The sequence below is a fragment of the Burkholderia arboris genome, assembly GCF_038723655.1.
GTDB lineage: Bacteria > Pseudomonadota > Gammaproteobacteria > Burkholderiales > Burkholderiaceae > Burkholderia > Burkholderia arboris.
In genome coordinates, this window is record NZ_CP109822.1 from 3,200,773 (window position 1) to 3,223,874 (window position 23,102).

At 66.4% G+C, this 23,102-nt stretch carries 23 protein-coding genes; 8 read left to right on the forward strand and 15 right to left on the reverse strand.

Annotated features, from left to right (window positions below):
• Positions 1-2: 2 nt before the first annotated feature.
• The 11 genes from OHZ10_RS31800 to OHZ10_RS31850 form a co-directional block, all read right to left on the reverse strand.
• Positions 3-929, reverse strand: a complete 927-nt coding sequence (locus tag OHZ10_RS31800) for a hypothetical protein (protein WP_342705340.1) — start codon at positions 927-929, stop codon at positions 3-5.
• 421 nt (positions 930-1,350) lie between these two features.
• The gene (locus OHZ10_RS31805) at positions 1,351-1,935 is read right to left on the reverse strand and encodes a dual specificity protein phosphatase family protein (RefSeq protein WP_059239198.1); all 585 of its coding nucleotides are present in this window, start codon (positions 1,933-1,935) and stop codon (positions 1,351-1,353) included.
• A gap of 6 nt (positions 1,936-1,941) precedes the next feature.
• Positions 1,942-2,436: a hypothetical protein gene (locus OHZ10_RS31810; RefSeq protein ID WP_059239196.1), complete on the reverse strand. Its 495-nt coding sequence runs from the start codon at positions 2,434-2,436 to the stop codon at positions 1,942-1,944.
• A complete protein-coding gene (locus tag OHZ10_RS31815; RefSeq protein ID WP_059239194.1) occupies positions 2,433-3,575 on the reverse strand; it encodes an MGDG synthase family glycosyltransferase in 1,143 nt (380 codons plus the stop codon). Before OHZ10_RS31815 ends, OHZ10_RS31810 begins: the two co-directional genes overlap by 4 nt.
• Before the next feature lie 360 nt (positions 3,576-3,935).
• On the reverse strand, positions 3,936-5,057 hold the full coding sequence (locus OHZ10_RS31820) for a hypothetical protein (RefSeq protein WP_059239192.1): 1,122 nt from the start codon (positions 5,055-5,057) through the stop codon (positions 3,936-3,938).
• A gap of 231 nt (positions 5,058-5,288) precedes the next feature.
• Complete coding sequence (locus OHZ10_RS31825; RefSeq protein ID WP_174993841.1) at positions 5,289-5,792, reverse strand: activator protein; 504 nt, start codon at positions 5,790-5,792, stop codon at positions 5,289-5,291.
• Positions 5,793-5,974: 182 nt separating this feature from the next.
• Positions 5,975-6,478, reverse strand: a complete 504-nt coding sequence (locus OHZ10_RS31830) for a hypothetical protein (RefSeq protein ID WP_059239188.1) — start codon at positions 6,476-6,478, stop codon at positions 5,975-5,977.
• A 121-nt stretch (positions 6,479-6,599) separates the two neighbouring features.
• Complete coding sequence (locus OHZ10_RS31835) at positions 6,600-7,424, reverse strand: OmpW/AlkL family protein (protein ID WP_059239186.1); 825 nt, start codon at positions 7,422-7,424, stop codon at positions 6,600-6,602.
• 73 nt (positions 7,425-7,497) lie between these two features.
• Positions 7,498-8,751, reverse strand: coding sequence for a DUF2957 domain-containing protein (locus tag OHZ10_RS31840; RefSeq protein ID WP_059239184.1), 1,254 nt, complete (start codon positions 8,749-8,751; stop codon positions 7,498-7,500).
• Between the two features lie 71 nt (positions 8,752-8,822).
• The gene (locus OHZ10_RS31845; RefSeq protein WP_059240913.1) at positions 8,823-10,424 is read right to left on the reverse strand and encodes a DUF2957 domain-containing protein; all 1,602 of its coding nucleotides are present in this window, start codon (positions 10,422-10,424) and stop codon (positions 8,823-8,825) included.
• A gap of 617 nt (positions 10,425-11,041) precedes the next feature.
• Positions 11,042-11,338, reverse strand: a complete 297-nt coding sequence (locus tag OHZ10_RS31850) for a cupin domain-containing protein (protein ID WP_059239182.1) — start codon at positions 11,336-11,338, stop codon at positions 11,042-11,044.
• Between the two features lie 423 nt (positions 11,339-11,761).
• Here OHZ10_RS31850 and OHZ10_RS31855 point away from each other — a divergent pair, with 423 nt between their 5' ends.
• From OHZ10_RS31855 to OHZ10_RS31870, 4 genes are all read left to right on the forward strand, one after another.
• Positions 11,762-12,706, forward strand: coding sequence for an ABC transporter ATP-binding protein (locus tag OHZ10_RS31855; protein WP_059239180.1), 945 nt, complete (start codon positions 11,762-11,764; stop codon positions 12,704-12,706).
• Between the two features lie 3 nt (positions 12,707-12,709).
• Entirely contained in the window at positions 12,710-13,471 is a 762-nt protein-coding gene (locus tag OHZ10_RS31860) for an ABC transporter permease (RefSeq protein ID WP_059239178.1), read from the forward strand.
• Positions 13,472-13,622: 151 nt separating this feature from the next.
• The gene (locus tag OHZ10_RS31865; protein ID WP_059239176.1) at positions 13,623-15,047 is read left to right on the forward strand and encodes an MFS transporter; all 1,425 of its coding nucleotides are present in this window, start codon (positions 13,623-13,625) and stop codon (positions 15,045-15,047) included.
• A gap of 197 nt (positions 15,048-15,244) precedes the next feature.
• Positions 15,245-15,946, forward strand: coding sequence for an MBL fold metallo-hydrolase (locus OHZ10_RS31870; RefSeq protein ID WP_342705341.1), 702 nt, complete (start codon positions 15,245-15,247; stop codon positions 15,944-15,946).
• Between the two features lie 42 nt (positions 15,947-15,988).
• On the opposite strand, the gene OHZ10_RS31875 is transcribed toward OHZ10_RS31870, so the two are convergent.
• Entirely contained in the window at positions 15,989-16,219 is a 231-nt protein-coding gene (locus tag OHZ10_RS31875; RefSeq protein ID WP_059239172.1) for a hypothetical protein, read from the reverse strand.
• A 207-nt stretch (positions 16,220-16,426) separates the two neighbouring features.
• Between OHZ10_RS31875 and OHZ10_RS31880 the strand changes: the two genes are divergently transcribed.
• A complete protein-coding gene (locus OHZ10_RS31880; protein ID WP_059239170.1) occupies positions 16,427-16,858 on the forward strand; it encodes a YciI family protein in 432 nt (143 codons plus the stop codon).
• A gap of 75 nt (positions 16,859-16,933) precedes the next feature.
• Here OHZ10_RS31880 and OHZ10_RS31885 read toward each other — a convergent pair whose 3' ends face one another.
• The 3 genes from OHZ10_RS31885 to OHZ10_RS31895 form a co-directional block, all read right to left on the reverse strand.
• Entirely contained in the window at positions 16,934-18,325 is a 1,392-nt protein-coding gene (locus OHZ10_RS31885; RefSeq protein WP_342705342.1) for an MFS transporter, read from the reverse strand.
• Positions 18,326-18,329: 4 nt separating this feature from the next.
• Positions 18,330-19,082 carry an alpha/beta hydrolase gene (locus OHZ10_RS31890; RefSeq protein ID WP_342706009.1) on the reverse strand — a complete coding sequence of 251 codons (753 nt, stop codon included), beginning with the start codon at positions 19,080-19,082 and terminating at the stop codon, positions 18,330-18,332.
• Between the two features lie 172 nt (positions 19,083-19,254).
• Complete coding sequence (locus OHZ10_RS31895) at positions 19,255-20,394, reverse strand: C45 family autoproteolytic acyltransferase/hydolase (protein ID WP_059239164.1); 1,140 nt, start codon at positions 20,392-20,394, stop codon at positions 19,255-19,257.
• A gap of 183 nt (positions 20,395-20,577) precedes the next feature.
• Here OHZ10_RS31895 and OHZ10_RS31900 point away from each other — a divergent pair, with 183 nt between their 5' ends.
• The 3 genes from OHZ10_RS31900 (at position 20,578) to OHZ10_RS31910 (ending at position 23,072) form a co-directional block, all read left to right on the forward strand.
• The gene (locus OHZ10_RS31900; RefSeq protein ID WP_226196209.1) at positions 20,578-21,456 is read left to right on the forward strand and encodes a LysR substrate-binding domain-containing protein; all 879 of its coding nucleotides are present in this window, start codon (positions 20,578-20,580) and stop codon (positions 21,454-21,456) included.
• Positions 21,457-21,528: 72 nt separating this feature from the next.
• Positions 21,529-22,335 carry a DinB family protein gene (locus OHZ10_RS31905; protein WP_342705343.1) on the forward strand — a complete coding sequence of 269 codons (807 nt, stop codon included), beginning with the start codon at positions 21,529-21,531 and terminating at the stop codon, positions 22,333-22,335.
• On the forward strand, positions 22,332-23,072 hold the full coding sequence (locus tag OHZ10_RS31910) for an alpha/beta hydrolase (RefSeq protein WP_342705344.1): 741 nt from the start codon (positions 22,332-22,334) through the stop codon (positions 23,070-23,072). The genes OHZ10_RS31905 and OHZ10_RS31910 overlap by 4 nt, the downstream gene beginning before the upstream one ends.
• Positions 23,073-23,102: the final 30 nt, after the last annotated feature.

A 23,102-nucleotide genomic window follows, 5' to 3' on the forward strand; every position in this document is an offset into this window, starting at 1 on the left:
CCTTACGCCGTCAAAGCGAGTGTCTTGAGCCGCGCTTCGGCTGCGAACAGGCGCTGCTTCCCATCCACCTGCCGCTGGATCAAGATGTCACGCAACGTGGCATCCTTGGCAAACAGTTCATGCGAATACCGGAAGCGCAGTTCCATGTAATGGCGCACGTCGCGCTCCGTGGTGAGCGCCAGTGGGTCGGTCGCTTCGTTGGCAAAGTGGGCCAGATGCTGCCATAGCACCGGTTCGTTATCCGGATGGTTGTAGGCCGGAAAGCGTTGACGGAACGCGCGGGCGCAGTCGCGCATGAACCACGCAAGGCTGGCCTGATCGAGTGCGATCTCGTCGTTCAACGTCAACGCGATGTGCCCGTCTGGCACTGATGTCGGGCGATCGGTGGCCGGCACATCGGCAAACAGCCACTCACCCGCATGCTCGTCGCCCGCATACCAGATGAGGCGTTTGATGGGGCCGAACAGTTCGGACAGACGATCCGCCGGCAACCCTTCGCACAGTTCTTCGAGTGGTCGCCCGGCATGCAGGCCGATGCTGATCGGAAAGCCGTCGGATGCCTCCAGCAAACGCAATCGCTGGAGGTGGAATACCAAGGCGTCTTCTTCGTCGGGACCCAGCAGGATAAATCCGGCCTGCCGGCGTAGCCAGCACTCGACGGCATGTGCATAGAGCGGCTCGTCAAGGGGAACCAGCAGCGGCCCCTGGCGGTAACCGGGGATGCCATACTCCCAGGTGGTATCGCGCCAGACCCAGCGATACTGGAACCGCCCGGTCACGGCCTGGACTTCCTCTTCAAGCGAATCGCTGTGAGTACCGCTCAGGCAAAGCCACGGACGTGGCCCCTGCGTCAACGTCGTCCAGTTCGTATGTGGCAGTGCTTTCACCACTCGGCGAGACCATTGCTGCAGTTCAAGCTTTGTGATCATCAGGTTTCCCCCGTTCCTGTCCCGCTATAGCGAATAGCGTCGGCGCCTGTTGGACGGGGACCAAAAGTACCGGTCAATCGCCTTAAGGTCTATCGGACGAATCAGAAATTCATCAAGCGATTTTCATGAGCATTGCATTGCATCTAACAAACCTTCAGCAAGGCATTTTGATCGGGAATCAAACCTGGATGACGTGAAACGATGCGCCAATCGGCGATCGATATCCCTGACAAGATCCGTGGCAAGCAACCGCTCGCGCGCGTGGACGTGCCTTATTTCGTCGCGAACAGGGGCAATGGCGTGGATTATCGCGAAGGCGGCGCGGCAGCCGGAGACGGTTTGACGACCTCGGGCATGCCGTCCGGTCGCCCAAAAAGAAACGCCGCCGACGGTTCCCGTCGGCGGCGTTTTCCTTTCCGGCTCAGCCGTTGTTCACTGCCTGCCGCAAACGCTCGACGTCGACGTGCTTCAGGTAGTTCGTGATGTTCTGCCAGACCGGATGAAAGCCGTAGCCGCCGTGCTGCAGTTCATCGAGCGCCTGCTCGCGCGTCCAGCCCTGGTACACCATCCGGTACAGCGCGGACACGAGGCCCGTGCGATCGGCGCCGTGCTGGCAATGGATCAGCACCGGGCCGTCCTGGTCGGCCGTGCGCAGCGCCTTCAGCGCGGTGACCATGTCTTCGTCGCGGATGTCCCACGTGTTGATCCGGATGCGCTGCATCCGGATCTGCGTGCCGGCCAGAATGGTGTCGTCCGCGTGAAACGAACGGAAGCTGATTACCTTGCGGATGCCGAGCTTCTGCAGTTCCGGCACGTCCGCGCGCGACAGCTGCGCGCTGCGGTACAGCGTCGGCGTGATGCGATGCAGGTTGTTCACGTGCGCATCGACCACGCTCTGCGCCCACTTGATCGGCCGGGCGGACGCGTCGGAGGCCGGGTCCGCGTGGGCCGGCTGCACGAGCGCGGCGAGCGTGACGGCGAGCGAGGCAATGACGGCGATTTTCATGTCGGTTCAATAGAATGCGCGCTTGCGCTCGCGGGACAGGACGAACAGCACGATCGCGGCCGCGCTCATGGTCCAGTAGTCGGTCGGCGCGACGCCCAGCCAGTGGATATGCCACGGCACGTGGGCCGGATTGAAGCGGGACAGACCGTAGGCCGGATTCAGCACGAACCACAGGAAATCCTCGGTCAGCCAGAACACCATGATGCACGCGACGATCCGCGCTTCGATGCGCCACGACCACCGCCCGTTGAAGATCGGCGGCAAGTGGAAGAACAGCGCGACGAACGGGAACACCCATGCGTGGTAGCCGGTCATCGGCCGCCCGCCCCAAAAGAGGTCGAGCAGCCAGTGATGTTCGATGCGCCAGGTCGGCAGGTTCGCGGCCCAGCCCGCGCTCCCCTCGATCTGGATCTCGACGTTCGCGAAGCAATACGCGAGCAGCACGACCCAGGCAACGACGAACAGCGTATGGCGCGCCGGGATGAAACGCGCAACGCTCATGCGACCGGCTCCAGGCCCAGCACGCGGTCGAGCACGAAACGGCCGGCCAGCGGCCGCCCGAGCGGCGCGAGGCGTCGACGCATGTCGGCCAGGCGCTCCGGCGTCTGCAGCAGCGCGCGGATCCGGTAGACGAGCGCATCGTCGTCGATGGCCTTCAGCGCGACGCCCTGTTCGAGCAGGAAATCCGCGTTGCGCTCTTCCTGGCCCGGAATCGGTGAGTTGACGATCATCGGCAACTGCATCGCGAGGCATTCGGACGTCGTCAGGCCGCCCGGCTTCGTAATGACGAGGTCGGCGCACGCCATCAGGCGTTCGACCTGCTGCGTGAAGCCCTGCGGAAAGAGCCGGCCCGGATGCTGCGCGGCGAGCGCCTGCAGCGACGCGAGCATCGCCTGGTTCTTGCCGGCCAGCGCGATCAGCTGGAAATCGGCGTCCATCTCGAGCAGCCGCGCGGCCAGCACGTCGAGCCCGCCGAGGCCGGCGCCACCGGACATCATCAGGAACGTGCGGCGCGCGGGATCGAGGCCGAACTCGGCCGCGCACGCTGCGCGATCGAGCGGCTGGCCGAACGCCGGCATGATCGGGATGCCGCTCACGTGCACCGTTTCCGGCGCCATGCCGCGTGCATGCATGCGCCACGCGATCTCGTCGTTGGCCGCGAAGTAGCCGCGCATGTGCGGCACGACCCACATGCTGTGCAGGTCGAAATCGGTGACCTGCACCCACACCGGCGTGTCGATGCGCGCCTTGCGGATCTCGCGCGACAACAGTTCGGCCGGCAGGAAGTGCGTGCAGATGATCGCGTCCGGGCGCTGCCGCTCGATCTCCGCGAGCAGCTGGCGGCAGTTGAGCCGCTCGATCGCGCGGCGGATCTTCTGCGACGCGGCGGCCGGATCGGCTTCGTCGGTCTTCTGGTACAAGTAGCCCCACAGTGCGGGCTGGCTGCTGACGAGCTTGATGTAGAAATCGGTGTACAGCTTGCGGAAGCCGGTGGACACGAAATCCATTACGTCGAGGTGGGTGGCTTCGATGCCGGCCGGATGGTGATCGGCGAATGCGCGAATCGCTTCGGCCGCGCGGGTATGCCCGGCGCCGGCGCTGACGCTCAGGAGCAGGATTTTCTTGTTTTGCTTTGACATCTGACTGACCGTTTCGATGAAGGGGGTCCGGATGCGGGTCGGCAGCAGCGCGGTTACGCGGCGGCATCTTGCGTCCGGCTTTCAACCAGCCTGGCGGATCTTCGGCGGTGCGGTCGATCGGTTGGCCCGGATCGGCCGATCGACCGCATCGCCTGCGGAATCATACTGCGTCCGGGCGACGAGGCCTGGAACGGAGGGTGCCGCGCGGGCGGTCGGATGGGGATGAGGCGCGGTCGCGCGTGGATGGCGACGGCGTGACGCCCCGCTCGCGCGTGCGAACGGGGCCCGGTGTTTCTTCAGCGCAAACGGGACGCTCGCGCCGGGCGATACCCGTCGTTTCGTTTCGGCAAAGGCTTCGCGTCAGCCGGCGTTGCCCTCGTCTTCGCCGAACCGGGAGATCGCGACGGCGCGCGTCCGCATCCGCTTGGCGCGGATGATCGGGTTCCTGCGCGACGTTAGACTCATCGCGCCGCGCAAACGGTCGAACGCGACATCCTCCTTCGTCCCGAAGCGGCTGACCGCAGGCCACGCGAGCACGTGGTCGAGCCACGTTTGCCACGTGTCGCCATGAAAGCGGCGGCCGACTTCCCGAACCGTGTCCGGCGCGGCAATCACGATGCCCGCCAGCAGGGAGTAAGCCCAGAAACTGCCGGCGCCCGTCAGTCGATCGAGCCGGCATACGGATAGCGCCGCGAACAGCCCGTCCACCGACGCGAGATCGGCGCGATGCGTTCCGATCGCTTGCGCAACGAGGTTGTGCTGGCCGCCGTACGCTGCGACCGACACCCCGTTGCCGGCGGCGAGTTCGGCCGCGAACATCGCGAGCGCGGCCATCTCGTCGATGCGCGCCGCGTCGTCGCGCGGGCCGCATGCGCGCAACACGATCGCGTCGATGACGGCGCCGGGGCGGTCCGGTGTTTGCGCGCTTGTCGCCGCGATGGCGGTCAGTCGTTCTCTCAGGTTCTTCGCAGGCGGCGTCTCGCCGGGCGCGTCATTTTCGTGGGCGATGCGTTCGACGGCGTCTTCGTTGCTGCATTCGACGCCGCCGGCAATCCGTTCGAGCGCGGCCCAGCCGACCTCGGGGTCGTCGAACGCACACGCATCGATCACGCCGTGCGCGGTGTCGAATGCGGCGCGCGAGCCGGGGCAGCAACGTTCGGCCTCCGCGAGCTGCTGCGCGGAGGGCACATGCGAGCATGCGCCGAGCGGATCGGCCGGGTCGCACGCGCAGCCGCCGCCGTCCGTCGCGATCCACGGAACGAGCCGGTGGAGGATCGCGGCGGCTTCATGAGACAGGTCGACGCCGGCCTGCATGCGTATCGCGTGCGACGCGACGACAGTCATGTCGTACGCGTCGCCCGCCATCGCCGCGCAAGCAATCGCGTCGAGATGGTCGATCAGGTACTGCAGCCACGCGGCCGTGCGCAGCCGGTCAGGCGTCGCACCGCGGGCCTCGCCATACTTTGCTGGATCGGTAAGCATGGGTCGTCCGGGATAGTTCTGGTCGAATTGGAATCGTTTTGTTTCGATCGAGTCGGGGGCGCAGTACGTCACGCCAGCCCGGCAAGTCCACCCGAATCGGATCGCGACACGGGTGGCTCGGCCGTCACGCGGATAAGCGCGACGACGCGAATACATCGAGGAAGCGAAAACTCACGTGCGAACCACACGATCCTCATGCACGGGCGGGCGCCCCGCTTCGCTCGGTCATGGTTACTGTACGTGGAGCTTCGGCGACGTCGCGAGCGTCCCGGCGAACGTGCAATCACGCGGCAGCACGACGTTCATGAACGTCAGCGACGAGTCCGAGTCTTTCCATGTCGTTGCTATCTTTCCCGGCCCGCAAGCCCCGAGCAAATTGACGTTCATCTGCGCGTTATTGATCGACAACTGCGTCGTGCTATCCACCTGTCCCGTCCACGGCGAAGCGCTGTTCGCGCTACCGGCGAACAAGCCGCAGAGGGGAGCCCCGGTGAACTGCGTCGACGTCACGTTGACGATACCGGTCGCCGAGATCGTACCGTTGAACGTGGTACTGCAGACCGCGACAATCGCTCCCTTACCGACGTTCATCAACCCCGTCGCGGAAAACGGTTCGCCATTCGGATTCATCGGCATGCCGTCCACGCGCGAAACAGTCACTGCGAATGCAGGCACGGCCGAAACCGCGGCGAATGCCACAGCCGCAACAAGCAACGTGATTCGACGAGCTTTCATTTGTGAGGCCCTCTCTCTCTCGATATGCGGCGGCCTGCCACCCGAACTGCGGCCGCTCTGCGAATGAATCCGGCCGCCGCGCCGATACGCGCGACGGCACGAACCCATCGAAACCGCGAAAACCCGCCGCGCCTACCGCACGGCCCTCGCGCGCAACGGGTATCCGCTTCGATCCGCAATGCTTACTGCACGTGGAACTTCGGCGACGTCAGAACGGTGCCGCCCACCGTGCAGTCCGGCGTCAGCGTGGCGTTGTTGAACGTCAGCGACGAGTTCGCATCGCTCCACGCCGTCACGACTTTGCTCGGCCCGCACGCGCCGAGCAGCGTGACGTTCACCTTCACGTTGTTGATCGACAGCTGCGTCGTGCTGTCGGCCTGGCCCGTCCACGGCGACGTGCTGCTCGCGCTGCCGCTGATCAGGCCGCACGTCGCGCCGCCCGAGAACGTCGTCGACGTGATGTTGACGATGCCGGTCGACGTGATCGTGCCGTTAAAGGTCGCGGTACAGGGCGCGCTGATCTGCCCCTTGCTCAGATTCGTGAGCCCCGACGCGGAAAACGGCTCGCCGTTCGGATTCATCGGCTGACCGTCCACGCGCGAAACGGTGACGGCAAAAGCAGGCGCGGCCGAAACCGCGGTGAAAGCCACTGCAGCAACAAGCGATACGATTTTGCGAATGCTCATTTGAACTGCCCCCTCTCTTTACAAATGGCGGCACGCCGCCAGGAACGCAACCTTCCGGCCGGAACGATCCGGCCAGCCGGTCGCAGGAAACCGCCGGCACGCGTCATGCGCGCCGGTCGGCTCAGAACTTGTAGGAAATCCCGACGAACGTGATCAGCGGGTCGGCCTTCAACTTCGTGCGCGTGGTCGCGAGCGTCGAGCCGTCGGCCGCCTTGATCACGAGCGACGAGTAGGTCTTCAGCGGCATGTACGTCAGCGTTGCCGTCAGCCCCCAGTGCTTGTCGATCGCATAGCTCGCGCCGATGTTGTAGACCGGCGTGAACGACGACGACGCCTTGCCCTCCACCGACGTCGGCCCCGGCTTGCCGGCGCCGGCCGCGAGTACGCTGCCGAGGTTCTGGTTGATGTCTCTCGCGAAGTTGCCGTTCAGTTCGATGTTGCTGAACCAGCTGTACGCCACGCCGATCCCGACGAACGGCCGGAACCGCGCCGTCGACGAATTGAAGTAGTACTGCAGGATGATCGTGGGGCTCCACTGCCGCGCGTTCTTCACCGCCGGCTGGTTCGCCGGGTCGTCCATGTTGACGCTGCCGAGCGCACCGGCCGGGCCCGGCGGCTTGATCGTGCCGTGCCCGGTCAGCGTGAACTCGGGCGGCACACCGAGCACCGACGTCACCGCGATGTGGTCGGTGAAGAAGTGCGTGAGCGTGAGGCCGACCGTATCGGCGTTGTTGACCGTCAGGCTCGTACCCGGCGACGTGAACGAACCGGGCAGGCGCAGCGGCCCGTTGATCGGCATGCCCGCGAGATTCGTCGTCAGCCCGTTGGTCGAATCCTGCGGCATGATGTGCAGCCAGCCCAGCGTCGCGACGTTGTCGCCCGCCTGCTGGGCCGATGCGAGCGTCGACACGCCTGCGACGATACCCGCGACAATCAGCTTCTTCATGAAGTCTCCCCTCATTCTGTCCGGGCGCCGCGCATCTGCGCGCGGCGCCGCCGTGTCTCCATCCAGGCGTGCGTCACTGCACGAATGCGCCGACCGTGAAGTACGGGTTGCTCGTATCGTTCATGTCGAGGAACCCGAATACGCCGCCGGTGAACACGAACTTGCCGGTTGCCGGCCCCGACGCCGCATCCGCATGCACGGTCGTCACGACGCCCGGCACCTTCTGCGTGTAGTCGAGGTTCAGCGCGCGCGTGAGCGCGGCCTGCGACGCGTTGAACGGATCGAGCAGCGTGGCCTGTGCACCGATGAGCGCGGTCGCGCGGTAGTTGAACGCACTGTCGACGCCCGTGTACTCGCCGTCCTGCGAGCCCTGCGCGATCGCCGTCTGCGGGCTCAGGAACGAGATGCCCGATTCGTCGTCCGCGCTCGGCGGCCCTTGCGTGAGGTCCGCGTTCGCGGCGCCGGTGCGGATGAAGATCGGCACGAGCTGGTTGCGCAGCTTGCCGACGATCAGGATCCCCTTGCCGGCCTTCGCCGGATCGAGCGCGGCGAGTGTCGGCGGAATCTGCGGCAGGTAGTTGAGCGACTGGAACGCCGGCGCATCCGGACGCAGCGTGAACGGCTGGTTCACGGTCGCGCTCGACGCAAGCGGCTGCCCGCCGTTCTTCTTGCCGAAGTTGTCGGTCTCGATGTAGCTGCCGTCCGCGTTGATCGTCACCTTCTGGTCGAGCGCCACCGGCTGGAAGTTCTGCGACGGCACCTGGTGATAGCCGAGCTGGTTGTACGTGCCGGCGATCTTCGTCAGGTCGGTTTCGAGCGACGAGAAGCTGATGAACGGGTAGTACGGGAACGTCGTCTGCGGAATCTTGCCGACGCCGATCACGCCGTTGAACTGGATCGTCGCGCCCGGAATCGCGCCGCCCAGCACGCCTTCGCCGAGGAACAGCCGCGCGGGCCGGCTCGGGTCGAGGCTCGCGTTCTGCATCCGGAACGTGCACTGGTTCAGCTTCACCGTCGGCAGCCCCGTTTCGTCGGCCAGCGTGCCGTCGACCACATTCGCGGGGGCCGTGTCGCGCGTCGGCTGAACGGTGCCCGCGGTGGTCGGCACCGGCGATGCGAGGTAAGTCATCCGGTACGTCATCTTCGTCGTGTCGAGCTGCACCTTCACGAGTTCGCCCGACCCCGACCCGCCGATGAACACCGTGTTGTAGTCGATCGTCTGCGGGCACAGCCGGACCACCGGCGCGGGCGGCGGGTCGCCGTCTCCACCGCATGCGGCCAGCACGGGCGCGAGCGACGCCGCAGCCATCCATTGTTTCAAATTCATAGGAATCCTCTTGAAATTCGATTCGCCGGCGGCGACGCATGCGCCGCCGGTGTTACGTGTTCAATGCAGGGTTACTGGACGAACGCGCCGACCGTGAAGAACGGGTTGACCTGGCTGTTGTTGACGACCATCGCGTAGACGTTGCCAGCCGTCAGGATCCAGCCCGTATCGCCCTTCTTGAAGATCGCCACGTTGCCGTTCGCGCCCTTCGCGTTGAAGTCGCTGTTGGCCGTGACCGCGATCTTGCCGGGTGTGGCTTGCGTATAGTCCAGCCCGAACTGCGCGGTCTCCGACGACGTCTGGGGGTCGATGAAAGCCGCGGTATTGCCCTGGAACAGCGTCGACGTGTAATTCGCCGCGATGGTCGACACGGCGGTGCCGTCGCTGCAGTTGCCGGCGGCCGGCATGAAGAAATTGAACGTCGTGTTGTACACGCCAGGCAGGTCCGGATGCGGGACGAGCGCATTGAAGCTCGGCTTCGAAGTCGCTGCGACACTCGACGGCCCGTTGGAGGTCACCACACCACACGCGGATGCGCTCGTCGCACCGATGAAACCGCCCTTCAGCAGGTTGGTCGCAACAGCCTTGGAAGGCGCGAGCATCGAGATGCCGACTTCCGCATCGGCCACCGAGCCCAGCGGATTACCCGCCGGAGCATACGCATACCCGACGCGGATCACGATCGGCACCAGCGCGCCATTCAGCTTGCCGACGATCATCACGCCGTGTGCCTGGCTCGGCACGATGAGCACCAGCGGCTGTCCCTGGCCGGCCGTCGGATAGGCCTGCCCCGGTTGCGCGTTGCTGACGAATACGTTATCGGGTGTGCCGTCCGCGTTTTTACGCAACGTCCACGGCGTACCGGTCGTCTGGCAGGAGTAGTCGCTGCCTTGCGTGATCGTGCACGTCCCGTCCGCATTGAACGTCTGGTTCCAGTTCACGACGTCCGGCTGCCACCCTTCCGGAGTGCTGGTCTGATAGCCGGTACCGGGCGGAGACAGGTGAATGCCGACCTCGTTATACGCGCCGGCCACCTTCGTGAAATCCGTTTCGGTGTTGGTGAAGCCAATGAACGGGTAGAAGTCGAACGTACGCGACGGCACCGCCCCGATGATCGATCCAAAGACGTCGATGCCCTGGAACGCGATCGTCGCGCCCGGAATCCCGCCGCCCACCACGCCGTTGCCGACGAACAGCATCGGCGGATCGGCGCGGTTGATCGTCACCGAATACGTACCGTCGCTCGTCGCGCCGCTGTCGAGCACGAACGCGCAACGATTCTGCTCGGCCGTCGGGAGATTGGTCGGATGATGGAACGCGCCGCTGATCGTCAGGCCTGCGCGCGTGTTGTTGATCTGCCCTGCCGAGGTCGGCACCGACGAGTCGATGAACTGCATCTGATAGGTGAGCTTCGTCGTGTCGAACTTCACCTTCACGTATTCGCCGCTGCCCGAACCGCCCGTATACGTCGTCGTGTAATCGAGCGCGTCCGGACACAGCTTCGTCACCACTGGCGGCGTCGTTTCAGCACCGCTCGGCCCGCAGGCGCTGCCCGAGCACTGCGGCACGTTGATCGGCCCCGGATCGTCGCCGCCGCCGCAACCGGCGACGAACGGCAACGCAAGCACCGCGCACGACAGGATCGCCTTCCGCCATTCAGGAATGCAAATCATCAACCCCTCCTTTTCAGGTACGACAAGTCTCGTCCGGCCGGGCTGCATGGCCCGCCGGTTGGTATCGCGCCGCCGCACGAATGCGCGGCGCATGACGGTGCGCGCAAGGCAGCCGCGATGCCGGTCAGGCGGATGCGGCACATGCCGCGGCGGCAGACGAGCGCGCTCCCGCAGCGCCGTCATGCGGCACGGCGCCGTCGGAACGATCGAAACGGAAAGTGGTTCGCCGCTACACGGCGAGGTGACGACGCAGGCATGCGACCTGCGTCGCGCCTGCATGCAGCGAAAAATCGGGAAACGGCAGTCCGGCTGGCCCCGCGGATAGGCGTCTCATGGTGTGGTCTCCATCCGTACGCTTGATTCGTTATCGTGATGCGTCGTTTGTCGAGACTATGATCGGACCATTCAAACAAGTAAATGGATGCAGAGTTCCAAACGAATGAACCCGCGCGATCCTAGCGTTTACACGGTATTTGACAGATTTTCAAACAGCCTTCATTTTATTTGCTCAGACAAATACCGGGGCCGTGGAACACGCGTTTGAACGGCGACCGCCAATCCGCGCCGAGCCAAGCCAGCCGGCCTTCAGCGGCCGCCGCGCATGTTGCAGCGCAACCTTACACGTCGATGATCGCGAGCGTGCCGTGGCTGCCGGGCAGCACCGCGTGACGGATGCCGGCCCGCGCGAGATACATCTGCCCGGCCCCGACCACGACCGTTTCCGCTTCGACTTCGAGCATCAGCGTGCCGTCGAGCACCAGCAATCCCTCGTTGTAGTCGTGCACTTCCGCCTCGTAGGGCTGCGCATCCATGCGCAGCACCTTGATCCGGGCCGGCCCGACCTCGCCGACGATCGTGGATTTCCATGCGGCGGCCTGGGCGTCCGCCACGGATTTGAAATCGATCAAAGACATGCGCGCCGCTCCGTAAACGATGAAAGGAACGCATTATCGCGAGCGCGATGCGTTCCGTCCCGATACGGCGCAAGGTCCTTCGGGCAGCACAGTCGGCCGGCCGCACGCGCGGCGACGCGGTCACGGCCCGGTTTGCGGAAAATGCCCGCAATTGTTCGCTCAATTCAAATAAAGCTCTTTTTTATTGACTGATGACCGCTCAGTTCATGCCAATCCGGCATCGGCAATGCCCCGCCTTTCCATCAGAATGCATTTCGATCTACCGATTGCTAATATGGCGGTCCCGCGATCCCGCACCACAACGCCGTTCGACATGACGCCCGTTCGCCATGCCGTCCCCGGTCCCGTCCGCTTCGCAGCGGCGGCGACACCGGGCACGCGCGGCACCCCGCGTCGCGCCGGCCGGCCGTGCCATCCGTGAGCATGCAACCGATCCTTTCCGTCTCCGACCTCTCCAAGACTTACGCGTCCGGCTTCCAGGCGCTGAAGCACGTGACCCTCGACATCCGCCCCGGCGAGATCTTCGCGCTGCTCGGGCCGAACGGCGCCGGCAAGACGACGCTGATCGGCTCGATCTGCGGGATCGTCACGCCGACCGCAGGCCGTGTGACGGTCGGCGGCAACGATATCCGCGATCAATACCGCGCGGCGCGCGAAATGATCGGCCTCGTGCCGCAGGAACTGACCACCGACGCGTTCGAAACCGTCTGGGCGACCGTGTCGTTCAGCCGCGGCCTGTTCGGCAAGGCGCCCGATCCCGCGTATATCGAGAAGACGCTGAAGGCGCTGTCGCTGTGGGACAAGCGCGACAACAAGCTGATGACGCTGTCGGGCGGCATGAAGCGTCGCGTGATGATCGCGAAGGCGCTGTCGCACGAGCCGCGCATCCTGTTCCTCGACGAGCCGACGGCCGGCGTCGACGTCGAACTGCGCCGCGACATGTGGAAGCTCGTCGATTCGCTGCGCGAAAGCGGCGTGACGATCCTGCTGACCACGCACTACATCGAGGAAGCCGAGGAAATGGCCGACCGGATCGGCATCATCCTCGGCGGCGAGCTCGTGCTCGTCGAGGAAAAGCGCGAGCTGATGCGCAAGCTCGGCAAGAAGCAGCTGACCGTGCAGCTCGAGCACCCGCTCGCAGACGTGCCGCCTGCGCTCGCGCCGTTCGGGCTCGAACGCGCGGACGACGGCGCCGCGCTCGTCTACACGTACGACTCGCAGCGCGACGACGCGAGCATCGCAAAACTGATCAACGCGCTCGGCTCGGCCGGCATCGGCTTTCGCGACCTGCACACGACGCAGAGCTCGCTCGAGGACATTTTCGTCAGCCTGATCGACAACCGCCGCAACGGCGTGCAAGGAGCCTGACGCATGAACTGGCATGGAATCCGCGCGATCTACCGCGCAGAAATGGCCCGCACGCGCCGCACGCTGATGCAGAGCATCATCGCGCCGGTGATTTCGACGTCACTGTATTTCGTCGTGTTCGGCTCCGCGATCGGCTCGCGCATCAGCGACGTGAACGGCATCGGCTACGGGTCGTTCATCGTGCCGGGCCTCGTGATGCTGTCGCTGCTGTCGCAGAGCATCTCGAACGCATCGTTCGGCATCTACTTCCCGCGCTTCACCGGCACGATCTACGAGATCCTGTCCGCGCCGGTGTCGTACTGGGAGATCGTGATCGCGTACGTCGGCGCGGCCGCATCGAAGTCGATGCTGCTCGGCGTGATCATCCTCGCCACGGCCGGCCTGTTCGTGCCGCTGCACATCCTGCATCCGTTCTGGATGGTGCTGTTCCTCGTGCTGACGGCGATCACGTTCAGCCTGTTCGGCTTCGTGATCGGCATCTGGGCCGACAGCTTCGAGAAGCTGCAGCTCGTGCCGCTCCTGATCATCACGCCGCTCACGTTCCTCGGCGGCAGTTTCTATTCGGTCGACATGCTGCCGCCCGCATGGCGCGTCATCACGCTGTTCAACCCGATCGTCTACCTGATCAGCGGCTTCCGCTGGTCGTTCTACGGGCTCGCCGACGTGCACGTATGGATCAGCCTCGCCGCGACCGGGCTGTTCCTCGTGATCCTGCTCGCGATCGTCGCGTGGATGTTCCGCACCGGCTACAAGCTGAAGAACTGACGTGGCACGCGCCGCCCGCCGATGACGCATTTGGGCAAGCAGGCGGCGCTTTTCCTCTGATGCGGCAGTTTGTGGTCGCGTCTACTGAATGTGAAGCATCGGGGCCCTGGAGCATGCGCTGCGCGGCCCCTTTTTCATTTCAGAGGACGCCATGCCCGCCGCCACCGCTCCCGCCTCCGCCGCTGCCCGGCTCGAACGCCTGCCGTTCTCCGGCTATCACAAGCGCATCTTCTTCATCATCGCGATCGCGTTCTTCTTCGACTCGGTCGACCTCGGCACGATGACGTTCGTGCTCGGCTCGATCCGCAAGGAGTTCGGTCTGTCGACCGCGGCAGCCGGCCTCGTCGCGAGCGCGAGCTTCTTCGGGATGGTGCTCGGCGCGGCCGTCGCCGGCCTGCTCGCCGACCGCTTCGGCCGCCGGCCGGTGTTCCAGTGGAGCATGGTGCTGTGGGGCGCCGCGTCGTACCTGTGCTCGACCGCGCAGAGCGTCGACGCGCTGATCGTCTACCGCGTGCTGCTCGGCATCGGGATGGGGATGGAATTCCCGGTCGCGCAGACGCTCCTGTCCGAGTTCGTGCCGACCGAGAAGCGCGGCCGCCTGATCGCGTTGATGGACGGCTTCTGGCCGCTCGGCTTCATCACGGCCGGCGTCGTCGCGTACTTCGTGCTGCCGCAGTTCGGCTGGCGCACCGTGTTCGCGCTGCTCGCGATTCCCGCGGTGTTCGTGCTCGTCGTGCGCCGGATCGTGCCCGAATCGCCGCGCTGGCTCGAACATGCGGGCCGGCACACGGAAGCCGACACCGTGATGCACACGATCGAGGCGAAGGTGATGCGCTCGGCCGGCGTCACGACGCTGCCGCCGCCGTCGCGGCTCGCCGAACCGGTTGTGGCACGCGGCCACGGCGCGCTGCGCGAGATCTGGAGCGGCGTGTACCGTCGCCGCACGGTGATGGTGTGGCTGCTGTGGTTCTTCGCGCTGCTCGGCTTCTACGGTCTCACCTCGTGGCTCGGCGCGCTGCTGCAGCAAGCCGGCTTCGAAGTCACGAAATCGGTGTTCTACACGGTGCTGATCTCGCTCGGCGGCGTGCCGGGCTTCCTGTGCGCCGCGTGGCTCGTCGAACGCTGGGGGCGCAAGCCGACCTGCATCGCGTCGCTGATCGGCGGCGGTGCGATGGCATACGCCTATGGCCAGAGCGCGCTGTACGGCGGCAGCACGACGCTACTGATCGTCACGGGCCTCGCAATGCAGTTCTTCCTGTTCGGGATGTGGGCCGCGCTGTACACGTACACGCCCGAGCTGTACGGCACCGGCGCGCGCGCGACGGGCTCGGGCTTTGCATCGGCGATCGGGCGCGTCGGCTCGCTGATCGGGCCTTACGTGGTCGGCGTCGTGCTGCCGGTGTTCGGCCAGGGCGGTGTGTTCACGCTCGGCGCGCTGTCGTTCATCGCGGCGGCGATCGCCGTGTGGACGCTCGGGATCGAGACGAAGGGCCTCGCGCTGGAGCAACTGGCGGCAGGCGGCGAGACAGGCGGCAACGGCCGCTATCCGGCGACGGCGGCCGACAAGCTGTCCTGACCGTCGGGGTTGGCTGTCAGGCCGGGAACGCGTTCAGCGCCGTTCCCGGCCGCTACGCAAACCGGCAGGCTTCGGATCCGGGGCGACGCTGCTAGACTGCATCGACGCACCGGTTCACGCGCAGCCCTCGTTCAATACGTCGCGGCGAGCGCGCGACGGTGCCGTCCCGCCCCACTCCCCGCGCGAGGATTGCATCGATGGACCACGCCCGAATCGAAGAAATCCGCAGCGGCCTGTTTCGCGCGACGACCTACATCGACAAGCTGAAGCTCGGTTTCAGCCAGTTCTTCGTGCGCGCGCCGGACGGCGGCGTCGTGTGTATCGAAACGGGCACGCGCGCCAATTTTCCGCAACTGAGCGCGAGCCTCGCGACCGTCGGCATCACGCCGTCGATGGTGAGCAGCGTGATCGTGCCGCATTTCGAAGTCGACGAGATGGGCGCGCTGCCCGACTTTCTCGCGGCCAATCCGGCGCTCGTCGCGTACGGCCATCCGATGTGCACGCACGGGCTGGCCGACATCTTCGGCGTGCGCACGAAGCTGCTGAAGGACGGCGAGCCGACGACCATTGCAGGCGTCGACGTCGTGCCGGTCTTCACGAAGCATGTCCATCAATGGGATGCGCTGGTCGTGTACCTGCCGGCGTACAGGGCGCTGCTGTCGTCGGACATCCTGATGCGCTTCGGCGACGAGGAAACGGACGACCCGCTGCCGGTCATCCTCGAGTCGATCCGGCGCTCGGACTATCTGCCGTCGCTCGCGCACATGGCGAGCGCACTGCGGCGGATCCAGGCGCTCGATCTCGACCTCATCCTGCCGATGCACGGCCCGGCGATTACGCATGACATCCCGCGTGTGCTCGCCGGCGCGATCGCGCACTGCGAAGCCGCCGCCGCGTAAGCCGCGGCGGCGGCATTCCAATGGAGGTCGAGCGGGTGCCGGTCAGGCGCCGGCGACGACGAACTCTTCGGCCGCCTTGCGCTGGACCGCGGCCATCACGGCCAGTTCGCCCTTGCTGCGCGCGTCGCCGGACACGACACCCGTCGCGTGCTTCGCCTTCGCGCCCAGCGGGAAAAACACAAACGACGCGCCGGCCGGGGCCTTCGGCTCCGCACGCAGGCGTTTGTTCAGGATTTTCAGGTACTTCTTCTTCGAGACTTCCTTAGCAGCCATGGCACCCTCCGCGTCAACGTGGCGAGGATCAGCATACCAGTTTTGGCAGCGCGCTCCGCGGCGGCGCCCGCCGGCCGGCCTGTCATCGAAAATTCTTCGTGCACGATGTCGATTCGCGTCATTCTCGTGCGTCGTGTTGTCGTAACCGGTCTTTTTTGCCGTCGATACCGTCGGCGGTTACCCGTTCATTTTTCAGGAGATACGACAATGCGCGTCATGGTCATCGTCAAAGCCACCGCCGATTCCGAATCCGGCCGCTTGCCCGACACCGAAAGCATGGCCGAAATGGGCCGCTTCAACGAGGCGCTGGTGAAAGCCGGCATCCTGCTCGACGCCGACGGGCTGCGCCCGAGCAGCCACGGCAAGCGCGTCCATTTCTCCGGCAAGAACCGCGCCGTCATCGACGGCCCGTTCGCCGAAACGAAGGAACTCGTCGCCGGCTACTGGCTGTGGCAGGTGAAATCGATGGAAGAAGCCGTCGAATGGGTGAAGCGCTGCCCGAATCCGATGCCGGGCGACTCCGACATCGAGATCCGCCCGCTGTTCGAAGCCGCCGATTTCGGCGACGCCTTCACGCCCGAGCTGAAGGAGCAGGAAGCGCGGATGCGTGCGGAAGTCGACGCCCGGCCGAAGTCGTGAGCGGCGGGCGGGCGTGCACCTCGCGCCCGCCCCGCTTCGCACGGTTGCCGTCGGCCGTGGCGGCAACCGGCGACGTCACGGCCGCGCCTGCGTCCGTTCATGCGCCGGAACGGTGCCGCCCGAACCGGCAAACTCGCCCGCATGCACGGCGTCGCCGCGCCCGCGCTGCGCGCAGTCGTGCCGTATCGAGCGCCGTCCGGTACGCGTGGCCAGCACCAGCGCGATCGCGAGCAGGCTCGTGCCGAACAGGTAACTCGGCGGGATGAACCGCGCATCGGTCAGGTGCGCGACCACCGAGATGTAGAACGGCGCGAGCCCGCCGAACAGCGTCACCGACGAGTTGTATGCGATCGCCACCCCGGTCGAACGCCCTTCGACCGTGAAGATCTGCACGAGCATCCCCGGATGCGCGGCGCCCTGCAGCGTCAGGAACAGCATGCCGATCAGATGCACGATCATCAGCCGGTTCGCGGTCGGCGCGTCCAGCAGATACCAGAACAGCGGGAACACGCACACGAGCCAGCCGGCGATGAAGCAGCAGAACAACCGGTAGGGGCCGATCCGGTCGGCCAGCTTGCCGAACAGCGGCGACAGCACGCACGACAGGATGCTCGTGACGAACACGGCCTGCAGCGACGAGCTGAGCGGCAAATGCAGCTGCAATTGCGCGTAGTTCGGCAGGTACGCATTCCACACGTAGTTCAGCGACGTGCCGGCGATCATCACGCCGATCGCGCAGACGAGCGCATCGCCGTTCTCGCGGACGAACGCGCGGGCGCGCACGCCGGCCGGCGCCCGCGCGGCCGGCCGCGCGCGCATCCGCTGGAACGCCGCCGATTCGTCGACGTGATGGCGGATGTAGAAGCCGAGCGGGCCGACCAGCGCGCCGATCAGGAACGGTACGCGCCAGCCCCATTCGGCCATCGCCGCATGCGACAGGTAGCGCGACAGCAGGTAGCTGCCGCCCGACGAGAACATCGCCGCGAGCCCGAGCGACAGCATGTTGAAGCTGCCGTAGAACATCTTCTTGCCCGGCGGCGCAACCTCGTAGATCGACACCGACGACAGCGCGAACTGCGCGCCGACCGCGAACCCCTGCACGAGCCGGCCCGCCACGACGAGCGCCGGCGCGGCGATGCCCCAGGTCGCGTAGCCCGGCGTGAGGCCGAGCAGCAGCGACCCGACCGACATCGCGACCATGATCCACGACAACGCCTTCATGCGCCCGGCACGGTCCGCATACATCCCCATCACGACGCCGCCGACCGGCCGCGCGAGAAACCCGACGGCGAACGTCGCGAACGTCAGCAGCATCGATTCGCCGCGCCCGACGCCGGAAAAGAACGTCCGCGCGATCAGGCTCGAGAAGTAGCCGTACACCATGAAGTCGAACCACTCGAACGTGCCGCCGATCACGGTCGACACGATGACCTTGCGGGCCTGCCCCGCTTCGTCGCCGATTTCCATGAGCCTAGCCTCCAGTGCGCAATGCACGCAGCGTCTGCGCAAGGAAGTCCTGCACCGTCTCGACGGTCTGCATCCCGTTGTGCGCGACGTTGGGCAACGCGTCGAAGCGCACGCGGACACCGGCCGCCTCGAACGACGCCGCGAGCGCGCGCAGCCGCTCGGGCCGCGTCGCGCCCGCATCGTTGATGCCGGGCACGTACATCGCGCTGTCTTCGCGCACCGTGATTTCCCACGTCTCGAGATCGGCGCGGCCGACCACCATCTGGACCGGCACGCGCGCCAGCGCCGCCGCGTCGAACGGCTTGCCGAACTGCCGCTCGACGTCGCCGAGGCCGAGCCACCACGCCTTTTGCGGATCGAGCAGCGTGACGTTGCCCGGCGCGCCGATCGACACGGCCCACAGCCGCTCGGGATGCACATACGCGAAGCGGTGCGCGAACTGCCCGCCGCCCGAATAGCCGGACAGTGCGAACCGGTCGAAGCGCTTGCCGTAGCGCTCGCCAACTTCGCTCACCATGTCGAGCAGCACGCGGTCATAGCGGATGTCGCTTTCGGCGAGCCGCTTGAAGCCGTTGCGATTGCCGTCGCCGCACACGCCGACCGGAAACAGCGGGCACAGCACGATGCAGCGGTTCCAGCGGCCGAACGGCGCGAACGCGTCGCGGTACTGCGTGAACTGCCGCCCCGTGCCATGTATCACGACGACCAGCTCGACGTCGTTGTCCGGCGACCGGATGTCGTCCGGCACGTACAGCACGTACGGAAATCGCGCATCGTGCCGGCTCGCGTAGACCGTGGTCGAGCCGAGGTCGTACAGCGCCTCTGCGCGGGCTTCGCCGGAACCGGCCGGCGTCGTTGCGGTATCGAACATCTGTCTGTCTCCTGAATGATTCTGGTGTGCTGGATCGCGTGCGGGCGGCGGCCGCCGTTCAGGCCGCTTCGCGAAGCGGCTCGCGCGTCAGGCTGTAGCGCGTGAACACCCGGTTGAGCGCGGGCATCGGCGCGACGTCCATCTCCCCGTCGCCCGGCTGCATGACGATCATCGCGACCGTCGCCGACAGCGTGTGGCGCGTGCCGGGGCGCGGCGGCCGGCAGACCGAGTACGGCGCGCCGAAGTCGTCGAACAGCGCCGCGCTGACCGCCTGGCGGTCGATCTTCGGCAGCGCACCGAGCAGCCGGCGCACACGCCAGTCGCGGTAGTAGCTGTCGGGCGAGTTCTCGCACCCCGTGTCGCGCAGCTTCGTGCGCGCGACCGGGCTGACCCAGTGGTTCGCATGGACGATCAGGTCGTCGTCGCCGGGATAGACCGGAAACGCCTCGTCCGGCGCGCATTCGAAATCGATGCCGAAGCCGTCGGCCATGCCGAGCATGATGTTGTTCGAGCACGACTTCGGCGTCGTCGCGATCACGCGCAGCGCATTCGCGAACACCGGCTCCTCGAGCACGCGCCGGCGCAGCAGCGACAGCGGCACGCCGGTTTGCGTGAAATCGCGGTCGGATTCGAGATAGTTCGCGGTGATCGACACGCCGCTCGCGTTCAGCCCGCTGCGCGCGAGCCCGCCCGCCTCGACGAACGTCAGGAAGTCGGGGCCGTCGTCGTTATGCACGCGCAGCACGATGCCGGTATCGACGCAGTCGGCTTTCCAGTCCCAGTTCTGCGCGTGGATCAGCTTGCCGGTCGCCGAACGCGACGGCAGCACGAGCACGCCGGTGCAGCCATCTTCGTCCTCGGCGTCCGCACCGGCCGGCAGCGCGTGCTCCGCGCGCGCCTTCGCGAGCACTTCCGTACGTGCATTGACGAGCACGATGTCGTCGAACGCCACATCGGCCCCGTCGGCAATGCCGCGCATCTCGTCGAGACAGGCCGGCTGGAACGCGCCGATCGCCTGTTCGAGCGAGCGGATGAACGCTGCCTGCGCGGCCGCGCCGTAGCCGAGGTTGCGCAGCGTCTGCCCGTAACGCGACGCACTCAGGCGTACGCGCGCCGCGACGGCACGGCCGTATTGCACGCCCCGCTCGTACGGCTTGCCGGACACGCTGACGAAGGGAAAAGGCTGGATGGACGACATCGAAACACTCCTTGCGCTGAATCGGACGAAACGATTCTCGGGCGCGATAAACAAAATAAAAAGCGTTATTTTCTTTCCATAAACGAAAGATTTTTTTTAGTTTCGTGCGATCATCCGGCGCATCGCGACACCGGTCGAACGTGCAGCGCGCGCACGTTGCCGGACGGCTTCCAGGAGAGAGGGATGAGCGAGATTCGAATGCTGAGGACGTTCCTGGCCATCGAGAAACACGGCACGATGGCCGCCGCGGCCGACCGCATGGCGCTGACGCACGCGGCGGTCGGCGCGCAGATGCGCACGCTGGAGCGCGTATGCCAGCGGCAGTTGTTCGACCGCAGCGGGCGCAGCGTGCAGCTGAACGATGCCGGCCGTTCGATCCTCGAGCAGGCGCGCTCGGTGGTGGCCGCGTACGACTCGCTGGTGCGCGGCGTGAGCGGGCAGCACAGCATCGAAGGTTCGATCACGATCGGGGCGACGGTGTCGTCGATGGGGTTTCTCGCGGCCAACGTGATCCGGCTGAAAGTGCAGTATCCGGGCCTGAACGTGCGGCTCACGCACGGTGGCAGCCCGGAACTGGAGCGCCAGGTACGCGCCGGCGAGATCGATGCGGCCGTGCTGATCGGCGAGCCGCGCGCGACCACGCTGCCCGAATCGTGGGAGTACCTGTATGACGAACCGCTCGTGCTGCTGGCCAACCCGGCGCTCGCGCCGGCCGATGCATCGGTGGCGTCGCTGCTCAAGCGTCACCCGTTCATCGGCTTCGAAGCCGCGTCGCCGACCGGACGGCATGTCACGAGCCTGCTGCGCCGCCTGCACGTCGAGGTGAATCCCGTGCTCGAAATGAACTCGATCGCCGCAATCGCCGATCTCGTGCGGCAGAACGTCGGCGTGACGATCGTGCCGCGCCTGCGGCATGCCGCGTGGAGCGACGATCCGCTGCTGTTCGTGAAGCCGATTCCGGGCGCGACGTGGCGGCGTCACATCGGGTGGTACGAATTCGGCCGCCAGCCGCTGGCGACCGCGATCGTCCGGAACCAGCTGCTCACGGCGCTCGCCGGCTAGCGCCGGGCAGTTGACGCGGCCCTGGCTAGTAACGTATCGTTTTGATACGTTACTAGCCAGGGCCGGTTCGCCATGCATTCCCGTTTCGACCGTTTCCGCACCACCGCGCTCGGCATGCAGCTCGAGGCGCTGATTGCACAACCCGAGCGCTATCCGGAATTCGCGGCGCTGTCGCGCGTCGGCGTGGCCGCGATCGGCGCGATCCAGGACGAGATCGCGCGCACATTCCCCGAAATCGAAACCGACACGACGGCCCGCCAGTTCTGCGGCGCGATGGTCGCGGAAGTCATGCGCCGCCACCGTCACGAGGTCGTGCAGGTGCGCGGGCGGCTCGGCGGTGCGCTGTTCAGCTATGGCGCGGTGTTCAGCCCGTTCCCGCACCGGCTGCCGTTCGCCGACGTCGCCGCCGCGCTGGCGCGCATGCCCGACCGGCTCGCCGCGTATACCTCGCATGTGCCGGCCGCGCTGGCCACGCGCCGCCCGGCCGGTACCGGCTTCTCGCTCGTCGAACATGCGTGCCACCTGCGCGATCTCGACTCGGTGTTCGCCGAACGCATCGACGCCGTGCGCACGGCGGAGCTGCCGGTGATCGCATCCGTCGACGGCACCGCGCTCGCCGCGCAACGCGACTACCTCGCCCAGCCGCTCGACCACGCGGTCGCGGCGTTCCGCACCGGCCGCGCCGCGCTGTGCGCCACCGCGGCCGCGCTGGAGCCGTCGCAACTCGCCCGTTGCGGTCTGCGCGACGGCATCCGCCGCATGTCGCTCGACGAACTCGTGCGCGAACTGCTCGATCACGACCGCACGCACGTGCTGGAACTCGACGAACTGCTCGCCGAACTGCAATTGCCGCCCCTGCCCTCCGGAGCCGCGAAATGACCCGGCCCACACCCGTCGTCTTCGTGCACGGTTTCATCGGCACGTTCGACGTGCGCGCCTGGAACGGCCCGCATCTTTGCCCCGACCTGCTCGGCTACGGCGCGTATCGCGCGGTGCCGTTCGATGCGATCTCGCTCGATGCGCAGGTCGAGCACGTGCGACAAACCATCGACGCACATTTCGGCGCGCAGCCGGTCGATATCGTCGGCCACTCGGTCGGTGGTGCAATCGCGATGCTGTTCGCGCATGCGCACCCCGAACGCGTGCGGTACATCGTCAACGTCGAAGGCAATTTCACGCTCGACGACGCGTTCTGGTCGGCATCGGTCGGCCGCATGACGCCCGGCGAAGCCGATGCCATGCTGAACGGCCTGCGCGCGGCCCCGCTCGACTGGCTGCGTGGCGCGATCGACGCACCGTCGCCGGGCCAGCTCGACGACGCGCGCCGCTGGCTCGCGCACCAGCCGGCATCGACGCTGCGCGCGATGGGCCGCTCGGTGGTCGCGACGACGGGCGATGCGGGCTACCTGCCGGTGCTCGAGAAGGTGTTCGAGCGCCACCCCGTCTGGCTGGTCGCCGGAGAACGCTCGCGCGCGGGCTGGCATGTGCCCGACTGGGCGCTCGCACGCTGCGCCGGCTTCGAGACAATCGGGCGCTGCGGGCACCTGATCCCGGCCGAGCGGCCCGACGCGTTGCGCGCCGCCATCGAGCGCATTGCATGCGCGCCGCCTGCCTGACAACCCGTAGGATTCGCCGAAATATGGTTG

Excerpts from the sequence above, each read along its gene's own strand:
- OHZ10_RS31800 (WP_342705340.1), bottom strand. The coding sequence starts at position 929 with ATGATCACAAAGCTTGAACTGCAGCAATGGTCTCGCCGAGTGGTGAAA.
- OHZ10_RS31805 (WP_059239198.1), bottom strand. The coding sequence starts at position 1,935 with ATGAAAATCGCCGTCATTGCCTCGCTCGCCGTCACGCTCGCCGCGCTC.
- OHZ10_RS31810 (WP_059239196.1), bottom strand. The coding sequence starts at position 2,436 with ATGAGCGTTGCGCGTTTCATCCCGGCGCGCCATACGCTGTTCGTCGTT.
- OHZ10_RS31815 (WP_059239194.1), bottom strand. The coding sequence starts at position 3,575 with ATGTCAAAGCAAAACAAGAAAATCCTGCTCCTGAGCGTCAGCGCCGGC.
- OHZ10_RS31820 (WP_059239192.1), bottom strand. The coding sequence starts at position 5,057 with ATGCTTACCGATCCAGCAAAGTATGGCGAGGCCCGCGGTGCGACGCCT.
- OHZ10_RS31825 (WP_174993841.1), bottom strand. The coding sequence starts at position 5,792 with ATGAAAGCTCGTCGAATCACGTTGCTTGTTGCGGCTGTGGCATTCGCC.
- OHZ10_RS31830 (WP_059239188.1), bottom strand. The coding sequence starts at position 6,478 with ATGAGCATTCGCAAAATCGTATCGCTTGTTGCTGCAGTGGCTTTCACC.
- OHZ10_RS31835 (WP_059239186.1), bottom strand. The coding sequence starts at position 7,424 with ATGAAGAAGCTGATTGTCGCGGGTATCGTCGCAGGCGTGTCGACGCTC.
- OHZ10_RS31840 (WP_059239184.1), bottom strand. The coding sequence starts at position 8,751 with ATGAATTTGAAACAATGGATGGCTGCGGCGTCGCTCGCGCCCGTGCTG.
- OHZ10_RS31845 (WP_059240913.1), bottom strand. The coding sequence starts at position 10,424 with ATGATTTGCATTCCTGAATGGCGGAAGGCGATCCTGTCGTGCGCGGTG.
- OHZ10_RS31850 (WP_059239182.1), bottom strand. The coding sequence starts at position 11,338 with ATGTCTTTGATCGATTTCAAATCCGTGGCGGACGCCCAGGCCGCCGCA.
- OHZ10_RS31855 (WP_059239180.1), top strand. The coding sequence starts at position 11,762 with ATGCAACCGATCCTTTCCGTCTCCGACCTCTCCAAGACTTACGCGTCC.
- OHZ10_RS31860 (WP_059239178.1), top strand. The coding sequence starts at position 12,710 with ATGAACTGGCATGGAATCCGCGCGATCTACCGCGCAGAAATGGCCCGC.
- OHZ10_RS31865 (WP_059239176.1), top strand. The coding sequence starts at position 13,623 with ATGCCCGCCGCCACCGCTCCCGCCTCCGCCGCTGCCCGGCTCGAACGC.
- OHZ10_RS31870 (WP_342705341.1), top strand. The coding sequence starts at position 15,245 with ATGGACCACGCCCGAATCGAAGAAATCCGCAGCGGCCTGTTTCGCGCG.
- OHZ10_RS31875 (WP_059239172.1), bottom strand. The coding sequence starts at position 16,219 with ATGGCTGCTAAGGAAGTCTCGAAGAAGAAGTACCTGAAAATCCTGAAC.
- OHZ10_RS31880 (WP_059239170.1), top strand. The coding sequence starts at position 16,427 with ATGCGCGTCATGGTCATCGTCAAAGCCACCGCCGATTCCGAATCCGGC.
- OHZ10_RS31885 (WP_342705342.1), bottom strand. The coding sequence starts at position 18,325 with ATGGAAATCGGCGACGAAGCGGGGCAGGCCCGCAAGGTCATCGTGTCG.
- OHZ10_RS31895 (WP_059239164.1), bottom strand. The coding sequence starts at position 20,394 with ATGTCGTCCATCCAGCCTTTTCCCTTCGTCAGCGTGTCCGGCAAGCCG.
- OHZ10_RS31900 (WP_226196209.1), top strand. The coding sequence starts at position 20,578 with ATGAGCGAGATTCGAATGCTGAGGACGTTCCTGGCCATCGAGAAACAC.
- OHZ10_RS31905 (WP_342705343.1), top strand. The coding sequence starts at position 21,529 with ATGCATTCCCGTTTCGACCGTTTCCGCACCACCGCGCTCGGCATGCAG.
- OHZ10_RS31910 (WP_342705344.1), top strand. The coding sequence starts at position 22,332 with ATGACCCGGCCCACACCCGTCGTCTTCGTGCACGGTTTCATCGGCACG.